Annotated in this window: 13 protein-coding genes and 2 pseudogenes; 5 read left to right on the top strand and 10 right to left on the bottom strand. The window is 59.5% G+C overall.

Annotated features, from left to right (window positions below; genetic code table 11):
* Positions 1–764 (top strand): RHS repeat-associated core domain-containing protein (locus J7E41_RS10360; RefSeq protein WP_285229495.1); only part of this gene is annotated, 764 nt, incomplete at its 5' end.
* Entirely contained in the window at positions 761–1,141 is a 381-nt protein-coding gene (locus tag J7E41_RS10355; RefSeq protein WP_214992391.1) for a hypothetical protein, read from the top strand. The genes J7E41_RS10360 and J7E41_RS10355, both read left to right, overlap by 4 nt.
* A 106-nt stretch (positions 1,142–1,247) precedes the next feature.
* Here J7E41_RS10355 and feaR read toward each other — a convergent pair whose 3' ends face one another.
* From feaR to J7E41_RS10340, 3 genes are all read right to left on the bottom strand, one after another.
* Positions 1,248–2,189, bottom strand: a complete 942-nt coding sequence (gene feaR / locus J7E41_RS10350) for a transcriptional regulator FeaR (RefSeq protein ID WP_214992388.1) — start codon at positions 2,187–2,189, stop codon at positions 1,248–1,250.
* Between the two features lie 111 nt (positions 2,190–2,300).
* A complete protein-coding gene (locus J7E41_RS10345) occupies positions 2,301–2,885 on the bottom strand; it encodes a DUF3156 family protein (protein WP_214992404.1) in 585 nt (194 codons plus the stop codon).
* Entirely contained in the window at positions 2,866–4,365 is a 1,500-nt protein-coding gene (locus tag J7E41_RS10340) for an APC family permease (protein ID WP_214992386.1), read from the bottom strand. Before J7E41_RS10340 ends, J7E41_RS10345 begins: the two co-directional genes overlap by 20 nt.
* 215 nt (positions 4,366–4,580) lie before the next feature.
* Here J7E41_RS10340 and J7E41_RS10335 point away from each other — a divergent pair, with 215 nt between their 5' ends.
* Positions 4,581–5,909: an alginate export family protein gene (locus tag J7E41_RS10335; protein ID WP_214992384.1), complete on the top strand. Its 1,329-nt coding sequence runs from the start codon at positions 4,581–4,583 to the stop codon at positions 5,907–5,909.
* Between the two features lie 164 nt (positions 5,910–6,073).
* On the opposite strand, the pseudogene J7E41_RS10330 reads toward J7E41_RS10335, so the two are convergent.
* Both J7E41_RS10330 and J7E41_RS10325 read right to left on the bottom strand, forming a co-directional pair.
* Positions 6,074–6,562: pseudogene (locus J7E41_RS10330) on the bottom strand (flavin reductase family protein); the annotation flags it as partial.
* A 57-nt stretch (positions 6,563–6,619) separates the two neighbouring features.
* Positions 6,620–7,789, bottom strand: a complete 1,170-nt coding sequence (locus J7E41_RS10325; protein ID WP_214992382.1) for a p-hydroxyphenylacetate 3-hydroxylase oxygenase component — start codon at positions 7,787–7,789, stop codon at positions 6,620–6,622.
* 429 nt (positions 7,790–8,218) lie between these two features.
* Here J7E41_RS10325 and J7E41_RS10320 point away from each other — a divergent pair, with 429 nt between their 5' ends.
* Positions 8,219–9,706, top strand: coding sequence for an aldehyde dehydrogenase family protein (locus tag J7E41_RS10320; RefSeq protein WP_214992380.1), 1,488 nt, complete (start codon positions 8,219–8,221; stop codon positions 9,704–9,706).
* Positions 9,707–9,759: 53 nt separating this feature from the next.
* Here the strand turns inward: J7E41_RS10320 and J7E41_RS10315 are convergent, their stop codons facing one another.
* Positions 9,760–10,554 carry an ABC transporter permease gene (locus tag J7E41_RS10315; protein ID WP_214992378.1) on the bottom strand — a complete coding sequence of 265 codons (795 nt, stop codon included), beginning with the start codon at positions 10,552–10,554 and terminating at the stop codon, positions 9,760–9,762.
* The gene (locus J7E41_RS10310) at positions 10,551–11,240 is read right to left on the bottom strand and encodes an ABC transporter ATP-binding protein (protein WP_251029439.1); all 690 of its coding nucleotides are present in this window, start codon (positions 11,238–11,240) and stop codon (positions 10,551–10,553) included. Before J7E41_RS10310 ends, J7E41_RS10315 begins: the two co-directional genes overlap by 4 nt.
* Before the next feature lie 173 nt (positions 11,241–11,413).
* On the opposite strand from J7E41_RS10310, the gene J7E41_RS10305 reads away from it, so the two are divergent.
* The gene (locus J7E41_RS10305; protein WP_214992375.1) at positions 11,414–12,649 is read left to right on the top strand and encodes a DUF1835 domain-containing protein; all 1,236 of its coding nucleotides are present in this window, start codon (positions 11,414–11,416) and stop codon (positions 12,647–12,649) included.
* 333 nt (positions 12,650–12,982) lie between these two features.
* Here J7E41_RS10305 and J7E41_RS10300 read toward each other — a convergent pair whose 3' ends face one another.
* From J7E41_RS10300 to purB, 3 genes and pseudogenes are all read right to left on the bottom strand, one after another.
* Positions 12,983–14,056: a class I SAM-dependent methyltransferase gene (locus tag J7E41_RS10300; RefSeq protein WP_214992372.1), complete on the bottom strand. Its 1,074-nt coding sequence runs from the start codon at positions 14,054–14,056 to the stop codon at positions 12,983–12,985.
* Positions 14,057–14,106: 50 nt separating this feature from the next.
* The gene (locus J7E41_RS10295; protein ID WP_214992370.1) at positions 14,107–15,564 is read right to left on the bottom strand and encodes a class-II fumarase/aspartase family protein; all 1,458 of its coding nucleotides are present in this window, start codon (positions 15,562–15,564) and stop codon (positions 14,107–14,109) included.
* Positions 15,564–16,999, bottom strand: a pseudogene (gene purB, locus J7E41_RS10290) (adenylosuccinate lyase). The gene J7E41_RS10295 and the pseudogene purB overlap by 1 nt, the downstream one beginning before the upstream one ends.
* Between the last annotated feature and the right edge of the window lie 23 nt (positions 17,000–17,022).

Below are 17,022 nucleotides of genomic sequence, written 5' to 3'. Positions count from 1 at the left end.
CCGACGGCGAAATCGTCTGGTCCGCGCATTACCGCGCCTACGGCCAAATCGCCCGGTTCGATGTCAACACCGTCACCAACCCGCTGCGCTTCCAGGGCCAATACTTCGACCCGGAAAGCGGGCTGCACTACAACCGCCATCGCTACTACAATCCGGACAACGGCCGCTACCTGACCCCCGATCCAGTGAAACTGGCGGGTGGGCTGAACGGATACCAGTACGTGCCCAACCCGACGGGGTGGGTGGATCCGTTAGGGTTGAATCGGTGTCCGGGTGGGGATGGGTGTAAGCCGAAATCTGGAACTGAAAACCCAACCGAGCAGGTAAAAGTTGATAGGGGCTCCCCCTCTGCTCCAAAACCAGCGAGAAAACCAAGCTATCTATACCGTGGAGACTCAAGAGAGCCGGATGAGATCTTTAGAGATGGATTTGAAAGCAGAGGAGAGAGTACAGACCTTTATCTACACTCTTTAAACAACGCTAGCCCTCCTAGCAAATTTATTCCAACTTCCACCTCTAGCAAGCAAGCACTAGTATTTGCCTCAAATTTTGGATTCGAGGAGGGCTTTCTTTATACGCTTAAAAAAATTCCGGGCAGAGATGTAAACAAAGAACTGGGCACACGTTCTAAACACAAGAATGAATTAGAAATTGCTATCCCAGGGCGCATTGATACCAAAGATATTCTAGGAGCCTCGCCAGTCAATGAAGACGGGACCTACAAGGGATACACGTTATTAAACCCTAATAGAGAATACCCATGAAATCACGTGAAATTACCATTATCAAAAATAACAAGCGTGAAAGCGCAATAATTGAATACGAGGGCGGAAAGCCAACCCTAACCATCTCGCTGAGTGACGGTTACAAAAAATCTTATACGGCCCAAGACCTATACGATAGTTTTGGCTTGGCAAGAATGGATCTTAAAGATATTAAATTCTTGTGTAAGGGTGCCAAAATCAATGTTCACACTTCTGGAATGTCATCACACATGTCAAATGGCCTTGTTGCCTACGAGCTTACAATGGGACAGCCGAATGGTGAATTAGTCCATATATTCAATTACGAAGAAAACGACCTAACCAACGACATCCAAGAACAGCATGATTTTTGCACGCGCTGGGCAGACTCACTTTAATGGAATCGGCTATCCGTACCGAACCGGGCCTTTAAGCACTGGAAAAAAATCGTCGCGGAGAGTCGCCCATCGACCCTCCTTTAACCTCGATCCCCCAACCAGCCAACTACAACCGACTCGACCGAAAATCCTTCGGCGACACCTCAAACTGCTTCTTGAACGACCGACTAAAATGCGCCGAATCCGTAAACCCCCATTTATAAGCAATCGAAGTAATCGACTCACTCTTCAAAAACGGATTAGTCAAATCATCAGCACTGCGCTTTAACCGTGCCCGCTGGATATAACGGCACACGCTGTCATCCTGCTCTTCAAACAACCGATACAAATGCCGCACCGAGATATTCAATCGGTTGGCCAACCCCACCGGGCTCAGTCCGGGTTGGGTGAGGGATTCTTCAATGACCTTCTGCACATAGCTGCGCAGGTTGCTGCCCTGCAACGAGGTCATATCGTCTCGCCCTTCATCTTCCTGTTCCATGGCCGAGCCCAGCAGCGAGACAAACGCACTCTGCAAGGCCTCGACTTCACCTACGACGCCCTCGCCTTCCTGGCTGTCCTTGCACAATTGATCCATCAATACATGAAGCATCCGCCCACAGGCCTTGCTTGACGATACCTTGCCGAACGTCAAGGCCTGGCTACCCAGTTGCTTGCACACTTCATGGCGTGGCAGCGACAGCGAGGCATGTTCGATCAGGCCGAACGGGGTGATTTCAATGGAGCCCGTCGAGTCCATCAGCAGCATCTCGCCGGGAGCCAGTTGGATGCATTGGCCGTTCTGGATGATCTGGGAGTAACCGCTGCGCTGGCTGACCAGGAAGCAATCCTGGTCATTGTCGTGGTCAGGATTAGGGGTTTTGCGCTTGATCAGGCCTGCGTTGGTACGCAGGCTGGCCAGAGGCAAGCCGCCTCTGGAAAGGGTGCAGACCTCGCCGATAAACAGCGAGCGATTGAAGGCCAGTTCCGTGTCGAAGTGACCACACACCGCGCGCAGATCCCGGGTCCAGGTTGCCAGGCCGTCTTGGGTCAGCTGTTGGTTGTTCATGGGGTGTCTCCACAGTGGCTTTTTTTGTTTTTGTCGGGCAATAGTTAACATGTTATCTATATGCGCGCAACAAGTACCTGTCCGCCAAGGTAGAAGCACTAATGATGCCAATCAGAGTGTGTGCAAGACCCGCTGCAATCCTGTCAACGCTGCCAGCAGGTGGTTGCGCTGTTCACCGCTGAGGGCGATGTAGCGCCGAAAGGCCGGCATACGATTGACCACCTCGCTGCCGCCCATATGCTCCAGGCGTACGCACCATTGGCGTCCTTCCAGGTCAATGCGCAGGCGCTTGAAGTCGAGGGGCATCAGCGCGTGATGTAAAGGGCTGTCGGCCTGCAAACCGGCCTGTAGCTCGGCCAATAATCCCGCGTCTCCCGCGCGTTGCCGACAGTGAATACCGGTGCGTCGAATAGCCCCGCCATGGTGCAGTTCGAAGCGTGCAGCGCCCTCTCTGGAGGCAGGCACGCGCAGGACGAACTCAGTCATGACCAAGTGCATCAACAACTGCGATTCGGTGCATTCGATGATCTCCAGTTGCAGGCTCCCATCGTCCAGGCAAGCCTGCGCCAGGGTCGGTGTGGTCAACTCAAAACACGCCAATCCAAGGTTGCGGCGTAAGTGCCCAAGCGTCACCCCCGGTCGGTAACCTGCCGGAGCACGCTGGGCACTGAACAGCTCAGACAGCTTTTGCAGCATGGTCGATGTAAGCGTCGTGAGAATGCCCCGGCTCATTGCAAAACTCCTTGGCCAACACCTCTTCCACAGAGGCCGGCTTGAATGGATTGACCTTCTGTACCACCAACGTCCAGAACAGCGCGTACGCCGCCGTACACCCGAGCATCACCCCGAACGGCACGTAGATATCTGCAGGATTCATCCCCGGCGGCGTGATAAACCACATGCCCAGCAGAATGCCGATGCTCGACAGAATCTGCGGCAGCGGAAACCACGGCGAACGGTAGGCCCGTGGCAGGTCGGGACGGCGAATGCGCAGGATCACCACCGACAACGTCACCAGCAGATACGCAAAGCTCCAGGCACACACGGCCGCCAGCACCAAGTGCATGATGTTGTCAGGGTTGCCTCCAAGGTACAGCGCGTGCAGGCACGGAATCAGCATCGCCACCAGGATGCACAGCAACGGCGTCTTGAAGCGTGGGTGCAGGTAGGTGAAGACCTTGGGCAACGCGCCATCCACCGCCATGCCATAGAGAATCCGTGGCACACCGGCCATCAAGGTGTTGATGGTGGCCGCGCCGGCAAACAAGAAGCCGATGCCCAGCCAGATCGGGCCAATCTGGCCCATCACCTGTTCGGCGAACTTCGGAATCGCCATGGGCGTGTCCAGCAAATGCACGCCCGTGGCGGCGTCGAGCACCACGTTTTCCACTTGGCGTTTCATCGCCGCGCCGTAGATGAACATGCAGCTCGCCACCCCCAGCAAACCGAGCATCATTGCCCTGGGCATGACCTTCGCCGAGTTGCGCAGGTCCGGCGCCAGGGGCGTGACGAACTCACAACCGACGAACATGAACATCGCCATGCCCACCAGTGACAGCACGGTGATCAGGTCGGTGCCCACCAGTGATTCGCCGAACCAACCGTCCAGTTGCACTGCCGGCGCCGCAATCAATCCCAGCACGCCAAACACCATCAAGGTGGTCCACATACCGAAGGTCAGGATGATCTCCGCACGGCCAAAGGCACTGACACCGAAGGCATTCAGAATGCCGAACACAATCACGAAACCCACCCCCAGCAACCACGACCCGCCAGCCGACTCAGCCAGGGTGTTGAGGTGTTCGAAGTTCACCAGTGCCATGACGCCGGCGAGGATGGTTTCGGCAGTACCGGCAAATACATGCACGATCAAGTAAGCCGACAACGTGCCGGTGATCGCAAAGAAACGCCCCATGCCGCAGTTGATGTAGTCGTAGACCGAACCGGTGGTAGGCAGGATCGAGGCCGCCTCGGCGAAAGTGGTCGCCTGGGCCAGCATCATCACCACCGCAATCAGCATGGCCAGGGCAAAGGCGCTGCCGCCGATGCCGAAGCCCATGGTCGCCGTGAGAATCACCGGGCTGGCCATGATCAGGCCGATGGTGCTGGCAAGGGCGGTGGGAAAGCCCACCGTGCCACGGTTCAAGTGCGCGGTAAGTCGGTCATTGATCGACATGGTGCAGATCCTCGAAAACGGATTTTTAGAGTGAGGGCACTGTGCACCCCGCCCGACCTGCTCGTCTTGCCCATGTCTGCCGCCGGTTTTGTTGCTCCCTGCCACGACCCGTTCGCTGGCGGCCAGGGTCAATTGCCTGGCACGCAGGTGAAAGACTTCCCCCTGCCCTGCTCGCCCTAATGCGCCCTCAATTCACCATGTTGGGGACTATAACAATGGAGCACACACTGAAAACCCACAGGCTGCACAAGGCCGTCGGCCTGGGCGTCGCACTGTTGATCGCCGAGTCTTCGGCCCATGCGGTCGAACTGTACGCCGACGAAGACACCCAGGTCACCGGTAACTTCCTGGCGGTCTACGGGATGTTCAACAGCCGCAAGAACTACGAGGGCAGCCCCGGCGGTTCCACCTGGCGCGAAAGCTTTATCAAGTACGGTTTGAGCGTCGACCAGACCCTGGGCGCACTGGGCAGCGTCTACGGCACCGCTAATCTGGTGAGTTCCGGCACCTGGGGCGATGGCGATGCGTCGCGGGTCACCAACGGCACCGAGCGCACCACCCAGTTCGACGAAGCCTTCGCTGGCTGGCGCTCCGGCGATCTGTTTCCGGCGTTGGGCAAGGATGGCGTCGACCTGTCGTTCGGCCGTCAGATCATCACCTTGGGGGACGGTTTCATCATCAACGATGACGGCCCCAACCTGGGCAACGGTGTGGCAGACGGCGAGTTCAACCGTGGCGGCGCCTATTACATCGCGGCGCGCCATGCCTTCGACCAGACCGCCGTGGTGCGCTTGGGCGGCAAGGACGGCGTGCATGGCAGCCTGATGTGGATCAAGTCCGACAACCGCGCCCAGGCCAACACCGAAATGGCCGCCGGTACCCTGGAATACACCACCGCACCGGGCACGTTGGGGTTGACCTACATCCATGGCATCGACGTCGATGAGCGTTTTGCCAATGACCTGCAAAAACAACGCAAGGGCATGAACCTCTACAGCTTGCGCGGCGTCGGTAATGCGGGGATCGAAAACGCACACTTTTCCTTCGAATATGCCCGGCAGGACAAGGATGCAGGCCAAGAAAACGCCTGGTACGCCGAAGGTGGCTACACCTTTGCCCACCTGCCGTTGTCACCCGACCTGACCTATCGCTACAGCCGCTATTCAAAAAACTGGGACGCGATGTTCTCCGGGTTTAACCGTGGCTATGGTACCTGGGTCCAGGGTGAAGTGGCCGGCAACTACTCAGGTCCGTACAACAGCAACACGGCAGTCCAGCACGTGGCACTCAAGGTCAAGCCGCTGGACAACGTGACCGTCGGCGCGCTGTTCTTCGACTACAAGACCCTGAGCAAGAACGGCATGCCGGATCTCGATGGCCGTGAACTGGACCTGTATGCCGAATGGGTGGTGAATGATCACCTGATCGTCACCCCGCTGCTGGGCCTGTACAAGCCGAACAAGGACCAGGACAACGGCGGCAACCAGGTCGGTGGTAACGGCACCAACGTCTACAGCCAGTTGGTGGTGGCCGTGCCCTTCTGAGCCCCATAACATCTCAACATCTCAACACCTGTAGCCGCTGCCGAGGTACGAGGCTGCGATGTGTGTCCGCAGGACCACCCTCGGGGGTCGCTTCGTCGGAATGCCGCACCAAACCCATCGCAGCCTCGTACCTCGACAGCGGCTACAGGTTACGGGAGCGCCTGGATCTGCGCGTAGGCACCCTGGTGATAGAGCAACGGCGAACGGCCGAAATCGTCAAACGCCACAACCCTGCCGATCATGATCCAGTGATCGCCGCCGTCCACCTGCTGGTATTTCTCGCAGTGAAACACCGCCGAGCAATCGGCAAATACCGGCGAGCCGCCCTCGCCCGGCGCGTACTCGATCAGGGCGAAGCGATCTTCCTTGGGCCGCGCGAAATTATTCGACAGGTCGACCTGATCCGCCGCCAACACGTTGACCGCAAAATGGCTGGCCTCTTCAAACACTGCGTGGCTGTTGGAGCGTTTGTCGATGCTCCACAGCACCAGCGGCGGGTCGAGGGACACCGAGTTGAAGCTGTTGGCCGTGACGCCCACTTTGCGCCCCGAAGCGGTGGCCGCGGTGACCACCGTGACGCCGGTGGCGAAATTGCCCAAGGCCCGGCGAAAGGCCCGAGGATCGAAGGTGGCGCAAGCGCTGTGATCAGACATGCAAGACTCCCGGACGGCGTTCAAGCGCCGCCCTGATTGTTGTTATCAAGGGTTGGCTCACACCATGCTCGGGTCCGGTTCCAGCCCCATCAGCTCACGGCCGAGGATCTGCGCGCAGACGTCGTAGTCGGTGTAGGCATGGGCACCGGTCATGTGAGAATCGCGAAACAGGCGTTGCATTTCGTTGTGCTCGAACCAGGCATTGCCACCGGCGGCCTCGAACAGCCGGTCCACCGCCTGGATGCACATTTTGGTGGCGTAGGCCTGGTTGGTGCGCCAGAAGGCCAGGGTTTCGCGGCGGGGATAGCGTTGCTCGGCGCTATGGTCGGCATGCTCCTGCCAGGTTTTTTCCAGAAAGGCCCGCGCGGCGGCCACTTGATGGGTGGATTCGGCCAGGCGCATCAACGCTGGGGTCGCTGCGCCGACGGCGGCACCGGTATAGGCACGTACGCGGGTTTTGGTTTTTTCGCGGAACACCTCAAGCATCCGCTCGGCCACGCCAAGGCTGACGGTGGAGAACCCGCTGGCGAAATACGGCCGGTAAGGCGAGTAGAAAATCTTGCTGTCGGGGTAAAGACCAAAGCCTGCCGACTGGCCTTCCATCATGTCCTTGGCTTTCTGGATGCGGTGCTCCGGCACCCAGGCGTTGTCGATGATCAAGGTCTTGGTACCGCTGCCTTTCATGCCGGCGGCGAACCAGTCGTCACGAATCTGGTAGTCGCTGCGCGGCAATACCGCAAAGCAGTAATCCTGGGTGCCTTCGGCGTTTGGCCGGCGGAACCCGACAATCGCCCACTCGCCGTGGTCGCAGCCGCTGCTCCAGCCCATTTCTCCTCTGAAGTACACACCGCCTTCGCCCTCCTCGGTACGACCGAACGGCGCAATACTGCTACTCGCAGTGGCATCCGGGTCATGGCCCCAGACTTCTTGCTGCAAGGTGGCCGAGAACAGGGCCAGTTGATGGCTGTGGGTACACAGCAAGCTCATCGCCCAGGCAGTGCTGGCACAGGACCCGGCCAGCAAGGCAATGCAGTCGGCAAACTGCGGCAACGACAACTCTATGCCACCGAACGGCTTCGGCTGAAAGGCACGGTGCAAACCAATGCTTTTAAGCAGCACGATATTCTCGTCGGGCACCTTGCGCTCCTGTTCGGCGCGCGAAGCATTGGCGGCGATGGCCGGCAGGATGGACTTGAGGTCTTCAAGAAGCGGGTTTGGCTTTTTCATGGACGGCCCTGCTTATTATTGGATGTCCGGCTGGCGCTTCTTATCGAGGAGCGGCGCGGGATGCAGGGCCAGTATGGGATGCTCTCCCAAGGCAGAAAATGCACGTTCCACAGCCAAGATTGTACTTTCCATAGACGTCATGGGTATCCACACACCTCGAGCCTGGAGTTGCGTAGCAGCTGTCGAGCCCCAGCGAGGCTGCGTAGGGGGCGACCCGATTCTTGGTGATGGGCTTTGGGGCCGTCGGGCGTTTGGCTTTCTGTTTGTGGTGTGGCCTACGTAGCCTCGCTGGGGCTCGACAACTGCTACGGGCGGTTTATCTGATGCATCGCGATGTCAGCCACAGGCATGAATCCTGGCAGGTACAGTCAAGCCGCAATGACCTGCGTTGGTTAACCTCGGGTTTTCCCTCTGCCCTCAGGAACGCCCATGAGCGATATTCCACTGCTACCTCAAGTCGAAGCCTTCCTCAGTCGAAACCATGGGTTGTTTATCGATGGCGGCTACGTCGAGAGTCATTCGAGCCAGACCCTGGAAGTGATCAATCCCGCCACCGGCAAGGTCATCGCTCAGGTTGCCGATGCTGATCCTGCCGATATTGATGCGGCGGTGGCGTCAGCCAATCGCGGCTTCAAACAATGGGCCCAGGCCGCACCGGCACTGCGCGGTAACGTGCTGCTGAAACTGGCGGACCTGCTGGAGCAGCACCGCGAAGAACTGGCGCAGATCGAGACTTGCCAATCAGGCAAGATCATCCAGATTGCCCGCGCCTTTGAAGTCGACCAGGCCGCACACTTCCTGCGCTATTACGCTGGCTGGGCCACCAAGATCAGTGGCCAGACCATCACCCCGTCGCTGCCCTCCTTTGCCGGCGAACGCTATACCGCGTTCACCTTGCGCGAACCGGTCGGCGTGGTAGCGGGCATCGTGCCGTGGAACTTCTCCACCATGATCGCCATCTGGAAACTCGCCTCGGCGCTGGTGACCGGCTGCAGCATCATCATCAAGCCCAGCGAGTTCACACCGCTGACCATCCTGCGCATCGCCGAACTGGCCATCGAGGCCGGGCTGCCGGCTGGCGTACTGAACGTCCTGACCGGTGCAGGCCATGTGGGCAAAGGCCTGATCGAGCACCCGGGCACCCACAAGGTGTCGTTCACCGGCTCGGTACCGACAGGCATCGCCGTGGGCCGCAGTGCGATGGGTGCCGGATTGACCCGAGCCACCCTGGAACTGGGGGGCAAAAATGCAGCCGGCTTCCTGCGGGACATGGACCTGGACAAGGCCGTCAACGGCATCATCGAAGCCGGCTTCCTGCATTCAGGGCAAATCTGTGCGGCGGCCGAGCGCTTCTTTGTCCATCGCTCGCAGATTGAGCACGTCATGGACAAATTGGCCCAGCGCTTGAGCAAACTGAACATCGGCTCCCCCCTGGACGAGCGCACCGAGTTCGGCCCAGTGACCAACCGCCAGCACCAGTTGAAACTTGAAAGTTTCTTCGACACCGCCCGCGCCGAAAACAATACGATCATTCATGGCGGCCAACGGATGGACCGGCCCGGCTGCTACGTCGAGCCCACGGTGATCCTCGCCAAGACCGTCAACGACACCCTGCTCAACGAGGAAACCTTCGGCCCTATCGCCACGTTCTTTCCTTACGACAGCGAAGACGAATTGCTGGACCTGATGAACAACACACCCTACGGCCTGAGCGCCAGCCTGTGGACCAACGACCTGGGCAAGGCCTTGCGCATGGTGCCGGCGATCAACGCCGGCACCGTGTGGGTGAACATGCACACGATGCTCGACCCGGCGGTGCCGTTTGGGGGCAGTAAATCCTCGGGGGTAGGCCGTGAGTTTGGTGGGGCATTTATTGAGGATTACACCGAGTTGAAGTCGGTGATGATTCGGTATTGAGTCTTAACGCCTCAGCTTCAATCTCGATTCACGGCATCTACGGTGATGATCGCTCAACTGCGCTCTTCAAGCCGGTAACGCAAGAAACGGTGCCCGGCAGAAAACAGCCGACGGTAGGTGAGCAACACGGCACCTACCGTGCCCAATGCCGACGACGCGGCAATCAGGAACATGATCACGATCTGGTAACGCACCGCGTCCACCGGACTTTCTCCCGCCAGGACCTGGCCGGTCATCATGCCCGGCAAGCTGACAATACCCACCACGGCCATCTGGTTCAGGGTCGGGATCATCCCCGCACGCACGGCCTGGCGGATGGCATCCTGCGCTGCCTCCCAGCGTGAGCCACCCAGGGCCAGGATCATCTCGATGTTGTTGCGCCCCGTCGTCAGTTCCTGGGTCATACGCTCGATGCCCAGGGAGACGCCGGTCAGCGTGTTGCCGAGGATCATCCCGAGAATGGGGATCGCATACTGCGGTTCATACCAGGGATGGATACGGATAATCGCGAACAAGCCCACGGCCGTCACCAGCCAGGAACTGCCCCACACCGAAACAATACTGTCGGCGCGCTGCCCCGCATACGTGCGCTTGCCGCGCCCGGCGGCCGAGATGCCGGCGATCAAGGTCATCAGGCACATCAGCGGCAGCACCACATACCAGTAGGCGAATTCGAACACCCACCCCAGCAGGTAACCAATCGCCAGCAGTTGCACCACGGTGCGGACGGCGGCCCAGATCAACTGGCGCTCAAGACCCAGTCGCAACAGCAGCGACAGCGCGCCATTGATCAGTATCAACGAGGCGGCGATGCCCATGTCCAGGGCCGACAGGTTTTGATAGTTCATCGCTGGACACCTCCGCTCAGCACGCCAGCGTCCATGTGCAGCCAAGTGCGACTCATGCGTTGGGCTTGCTCATGGTCGTGGGACACCCAGAGGTAGGCATGGGCCGAGCCCTTGGCGAACCAGGCGTTGATCAGGGCCTCGACGTCACGGGAGGATGCAGGGTCGAGGGCGGCGGTGGGTTCGTCCAACAGCAGCACATCCGGCTCGAGTTGGAGGGTGCGGATCAGCGAGGCAATCTGCGACTCACCTCCCGACAAGTCACCCGCGCTTTTCGATAAAAAGTCCGGCGCTTTTCCCGCGTGGGCCAGCAATGTCTTTACCGCGTCCAGATCAAAACTCAAATGCTGCCAGGTCTTGAGGGTGTAGGGAAAGCGCAGGTTGTCTTCCACCGTGCCTTCGAGCAACGCCGGCCGTTGCGAGAGGTAGCAGATCCGACTGCGGTACCTGGGTATTTGCGCGTTGGGAACAGGCTGGTTATGCCAGAGGATTTCGCCCGAGGTCGGTGCGTCCAGCAAGGCAAGCGCCCGCAGGAACACACTTTTGCCGGAGCCGGACGCGCCGGTGATCGAGATACGGTCTGCGCCATGCAACGCGAAGTCGGTGGTCTGCAACAACTGAACCTGGCGACGCTCATCCATGCGGGTGAGTGCCTTGGTTTCAATCAATGGGTAATCAATGCCCGTCATGGACGCGGTCCTCTGGAACGGCTTGCAATCAAATACGCGACTGCCTATATTCCCCCGCAAGGCGTCATCTACGCCACCATCCGCGGAAAGGGCTGCGCCCAAGACCTTGAGTAAACATCACATTACTACGACTCCCAACCTTAAAGCGGACAAGGTTTGTGCAAGGAGATCGTATGTCGCAACATCCCACGTCATCGTCCCATAACGGCCGCATCAACCTTGAGCAGCAGCGTAAACGCGCCAAGGAACTTCTGCTGCGCATGAAAAATGGCGCCGCCGGCGATCAGCTTTCCCTGATCCCCAGCGGTACCCCGACCTTGTCCGATGCCCAATGGCTGATCGCCAGGCAGTTGGGTTTCAGCAGTTGGCCGAAACTCAAGGCTCATGTGGATGCAGTCGACTTCGCGTCACGCCATCCAGGTTTCGAGGCCAGCGATGAAGCCCGGACCACCCACTGGCGGTGCGGCAACGATATTGCCCACAGCCTGCAACTGGCCGGTTTCAAAGGGCGCTTTCAGATGCTGACCGACCCGTTATGCATGGGGCCCGTCCAGTCGTTGCCTGCCGAGCAATACCAGGCCGTTCGAAGCCGCTACATCAGCCAGGTTTTTACAATGGACCTCATGCAAGTGGCCCGTCGACATGAGGATGAATACAACAACCTTGAGCAACTGAACAGCGCGGAACACAGCGTACTGTGGTGCGAAGCGGACGCTTATGATCAGTTGTTCCTGATCCGCGCGCTGGCCGGTCTTGAACACCTGCCCCGCAAGCTCGAACTGATAGAAGTCGACCGTATACCCGGGGTGCAACGCTTCATCGGTATTGGCCAACTGGCGCCCGAAGTATTGGCCTGGTTATGGCCCCAGCGTCGATTGGTTGACGAGCCAATGCTGCAGTTGGCACGCCGGGCATGGTTGGCCTATTGCGACAGTTCGCCGGTCAATCTGGCGCAGATCGCCCAGGGCACCTACACGTCGTTGCCGTTTCTGGCCCCGGCACTCCGGAGGCAGTTACAGGAACTGCCGGGGGCCCAAGACGGCTTGTCACTGACCGAACGCCTGGCCTTGCACTACATCGCCGAGGCTGGCCCGGTGGCATTCGCCAGGGTGTTTGCCGAGCTGATGGCCAAGCGTGAACCGTTGCCTTATTTGGGGGATTTGATGTTTCACGCGCTGATGCGGCCGCTGATCGATGGTGCGACGCCGTTGTTGACGGAGTCAGACCCTCATCTGGGGTGGCCTGGGCGGTTGCTGGCGTTGACTGCGCTAGGCCGGCAAGTCCTGGACGGAACCGCTTATTGGCCGGATCACGCAACACATGAACGCTGGGTGGGTGGCGTTTGCATCCAACCCGGGCAACCTCACTGGGCGATTGACGGTGATTGCAACCCGGTATGGCGTGGCTGACCGCTTCCAAGGCAGAGGTATCTGCACAACTTCGACGACCTGGCTTTCTGTAGCCGCTGCCGAGGCACGAGGCTGCGATGCGTGTCCGCAGGACCGCCCTCGGGGTCTGCTTCGTCGGAATGCCGCACCAAACCCATCGCAGCCTCGTGCCTCGGCAGCGGCTACGGGATTCGGGGTCAGAGTTCGGAGTTCGGAGTTCGGAGTTCGGAGTTCGGAGTTCGGAGTTCGAGTTCGGTGTACGGGATTCAAGGGCTTAGCGTTTCACTTCACCCATTGACCAGGCGCACCGTTGCCCGACATCGCAAAACACTGCGATATCGGGCTATGCCCGACTCAGGGCTTGAGTTCGAACAACGCAGGCATCGGCGGCCATTCGGAAGGAACCTTGCGGAAATGGCTGAAGCCTGCGACTTCAGCCATTTGCCGTGCGCGGTTCTCGCCCATGAAAGCCCCAAGTCCCGCGCCGCCGTGGGACAGCGAACACGTCATGCAGTAGAGGGTGCTCTGCGGGTACATCACCCGCCCAAACAGGTTCATGTTCTCGTGCAGGTCCTCGGAAAGGTTGAGTTCCACCATGAGGTAGGTGCCGTTGTCGGCGGTCGAGGCGCGCAAGTCCTTCATCATTTGCTGCGGGTCAGTTGCATCGTGGATCACCACGAAGGTGGTCACGAAGTCGAACTTCTTGCCCACGAGCGCATCGGAATCGCTGACCTCGAACTGCACCCGGTCACCGACCCCGGCAGCCTCGGCGTTTGCCCGAGCACGCTCGATGGAGGGCAGGTGGAAATCGCTGCCATACACACGGGCTTCGGGGTAGGCCAGGGCCATGGTGATCGCGGCCAGGCCGCTGCCGCATCCAAAATCAATCACGCTGCCCCCTGCCCTGAGCTTTTCCTCGACGCCATCCAACGACGGGATCCAGTGCTGGACAAGAAAGTGCTTGTACCAAGGCATGGTCATACGTTCCATGCCCTCCCAGGTCTCAATCGGGAACGCCTCTTCGGGGCAGCCGCCACCGTTGCGGAAGGCTTCGATAACCCTGGGGGCCATGCTCACGAACGGCACGCTCAACTGGATGATCCCACCGGCAAAATAAGGTGAATCCTCATCCGCAAGCACGGGGACAAATTCAGGCGGCATCCGATAACGCTTGGTTTCCTGATCGTAGGCCACGTAATTGCCGGTCACCATGCTGCCCAGCCATTCGCGCAGATAACGCGCATTGAGACTGGTCTGCTGCGCCAGCTCCTCCAGGGTTACCCACTCGCAGTGTGCAAGCGCTTTGAACAAGCCGACCTGGTCGCCAATGTAGAGCATCGCGCCCCGCAGCGTGTTGCCGTAATCCTCCATGATCCGTGCAGAAAATTGCTTGACCTTCGCCGTATCCATCTCGATAGCCTTCGACATTTGCTTCTCCATTATTATTTTCAGTACGGCCGCCTGTAGCGGCTGATCTTTCATTTATGGCGGCTGTTTACCTTGGCCAGCACGTTGTCGACGATCTGCTCAGACATTCCAAGGTGGGTCCTTGGCTCGAACAGTCGGGCCAGTGCGCCCTCCTCCATGGCAGCGATGACCCGTGGATCGGATTCGATCGCCGTGCGGATCGACACCCGGTCTCGTTGGCACGCCTGGGAAACCTCATAGATAATTTCGTACGCGCTGCTCTTGCCGAGCTTTCTCGCCATTTCGAACATCACGGCCTCGGTGCAGATGGCATCGCCAAAGGCGTGTGCGTTGCACTCCATCCGCTTGTCGTTGACCGTAAGCCCGCTGATCGTCTCCGTCACCAGCGAGAGCGCCATCAGCGCGTAGTGGGAGACATCCGCCACCGCACACCACTCCAGGCGAGTTCCCCGATAATCCCGTTCGTGCTCCAGGATCATGGCATCCAGTGCGAGCATCACCTGTGCCTTGGCCAGGCGCGCGAGCACCACAACCTGCTCGCACCCTTCCGGGTTACGCTTGTGGGGCATCGTGCTACTGCCGATCTGCTCCGCGGTCCAACCGACCTCCACCTCACCGATTTCCCAGCGGTTCAAGGTACGGATCTCATCCGCCACACGGGCCAGGGACGCGGTCACCATTGCCAGTGTGCTCACGAACTCGGCAACCCGATCCCGGGCTACGTGCCAGCCCGCCAGAGGCGCTTGCAGAGACAGCCTGTGGGCGAAGCCCTCCAGCAGGTTCATGGCTTCAGGGCCGAAGGCGGCCATCGTGCCAACACCACCAAACAACTGCACTACCAGGACGCGCTTGCGCGCTTCACCCAGGCGCTCACGATGCCGCAGCATCTCGTCGATCCACCCTGCCACTTTCAGCGCAAACGTGGTGGGCAACGCCGGAATCGAGTGTGTCCTGGCGACCATCAGCGAGTTGCGGTGCGCGTTCGACAGTGCGGTGAGTTTCTGCAGCAGGATATCGAGCGAGTGATCCATCGCGTCCAGCACATCGCGCATCTCGAGCGACTGGGCCGTATCCTGAATGTCCTGAGTGGTGGCGCCGTAGTGAACGTACTCACGAGCGCTCGCACTGCAGTTTTTCTGCAACGCGCTCAGGAGCGGCATCAGCGAGTGCCCGGTGGCAGCCACTCCAGCGGCGATCTGGTCCAGGCTCATGCCCGAAAGCTTCGCGGCGCGCTCAATCTCGAGCGCGGCCTGCCGTGGAATGATATTGACGTCCGCTTGAGCCAGGGCAAGCGCGGCTTCCACATCAAGCCAGCGCTGCAGGCGACAGTGACTGCAGAAGATCTTCCGGGAGATGGGGCCGGCATAGCCTCCACCGTGAACTTTCGAGTCCATAATGTGGCTGTGTTCGTGCAGGCAATCTTCTTCCTTGGCTCGAACGGCCTTGTGTTTTTCTGGACGTGCGGTGCGAGAAGAATGGGCTACAACTTTTAACGATTGCGATTCCATCACATATCCTCCATCACAAGCTGAAACTGACTGGGATTTCTTTCCATGTTTACCGCCCATCTCAAAGATCACCCTTTGAGGTGGGGTGTACGTTATTGCGGGCGACCCGATCGACCATGTCCGCCGCCAACCCGACATAGGTGGCAGGGTTGAGCAGATCTTCGAGTGCCTGTGACGTGAAGCAACCACGCAGGTGTTCGTCCTGGAGCAACGCATCCCGAAACGGGAGCGCGTTTTGCCGGGCGTGCAGAGAGACTTCGTGTACGAGTTCATGCGCCGTCTGCTTGCCGAACTGAGCACTCAGCGCCAGCATCACCCGCTCCGACAGAATCAGGCCGCCCAGCAGGTCAAGGTTGCTGCGCATCCGCTCCTCTCGGATGTCCAGCCCGACCGTTAATACTTCCTCCATGCGCGTGAGCAGCGCACCGGCGTAGATGAAGAGCTCCGGCAAGGCAGCCCACTCGATGCGCCAGGTTGTGCCGTCGCGCTCGTGCAACTGAAACGCAGCGTCGGTGAGCGCAACCATCTGTGCCCGGACCAAACGTGACAGTGCGCTGATCAAATCGACCGTCGATGGGTTTTGCTTGTGGGGCATTGTGCTGCTGCCCACCTGACCCGGCCGAAACCCCTCGCGAACCTCGTCGATTTCGGTGCGTTGCAAGTGGTAGATTTCGTTGGCGACACGCCCCAGGGTCAGCGAGGTTTGGACCAGCAGCCAGGCGGCCTCCAAAATCCGATCCCGCGCGCAGTGCCAACTGGTTAACGGGGCGCCAAGCCCGAGACTGGCCAGCGTTCGTTGCTGGATCTCGAAGCCCTGTGTACCAAACGACGCCAGGGTGCCCACAGCGCCCGTCAGATTGCCCACCATCACCCGTGCATACGCCTCGCCAAAGCGCTCCAGGTGTCGGTCCAGCTCATCGATCCAAACCGCGACCTTGTAGCCGAACGTCGTAGGCAGCGCCTGCTGACCATGGGTTCGGGCGACCATCGGCGTGTGCTTATGGCGCTGGGCGAGCACGATCAGATGGTTGCGGATCGAATACAATCGGGCCAGGACTTGGTCCCATGCTTCCTTGATCTGCAGGATCAGCCCCGTGTCGAGAATGTCCTGGGTGGTCACGCCGTAGTGCACGTACTCACCCCATTCGTCCGAACAAGACCTGGCAAGCGCCCGGATGGCAGGAATCAGGATGTGCCCTGTCTCCCGGCTTTCCCGGCCCAACCCCTCAAGATCAAACAGCTCCACCTTGGCCACACGCGCAATCTCGCGCGCGGCCTCGTGGGGAATGATGCCCATCTGGGCTTGGGTCTGTGCGAGCGCCCGTTCGACATCCAGCCACTTCTGCACCTGATTGGAATCAGAGAAGATCGCTGCGAATTCAGGGGACGAGTAGGCGCCCCCGTAGATACGAGACTCTGTTATATGACTCGGCATGGTCTATGGCTCGTGCAGTCCCA

Origin of the sequence: Pseudomonas fluorescens (assembly GCF_018614655.1) — a bacterium.
GTDB lineage: Bacteria > Pseudomonadota > Gammaproteobacteria > Pseudomonadales > Pseudomonadaceae > Aquipseudomonas > Aquipseudomonas fluorescens_BX.
Note: the sequence above shows the minus strand (reverse complement) of the source record. Positions and strands in the feature narration are given on the sequence as shown.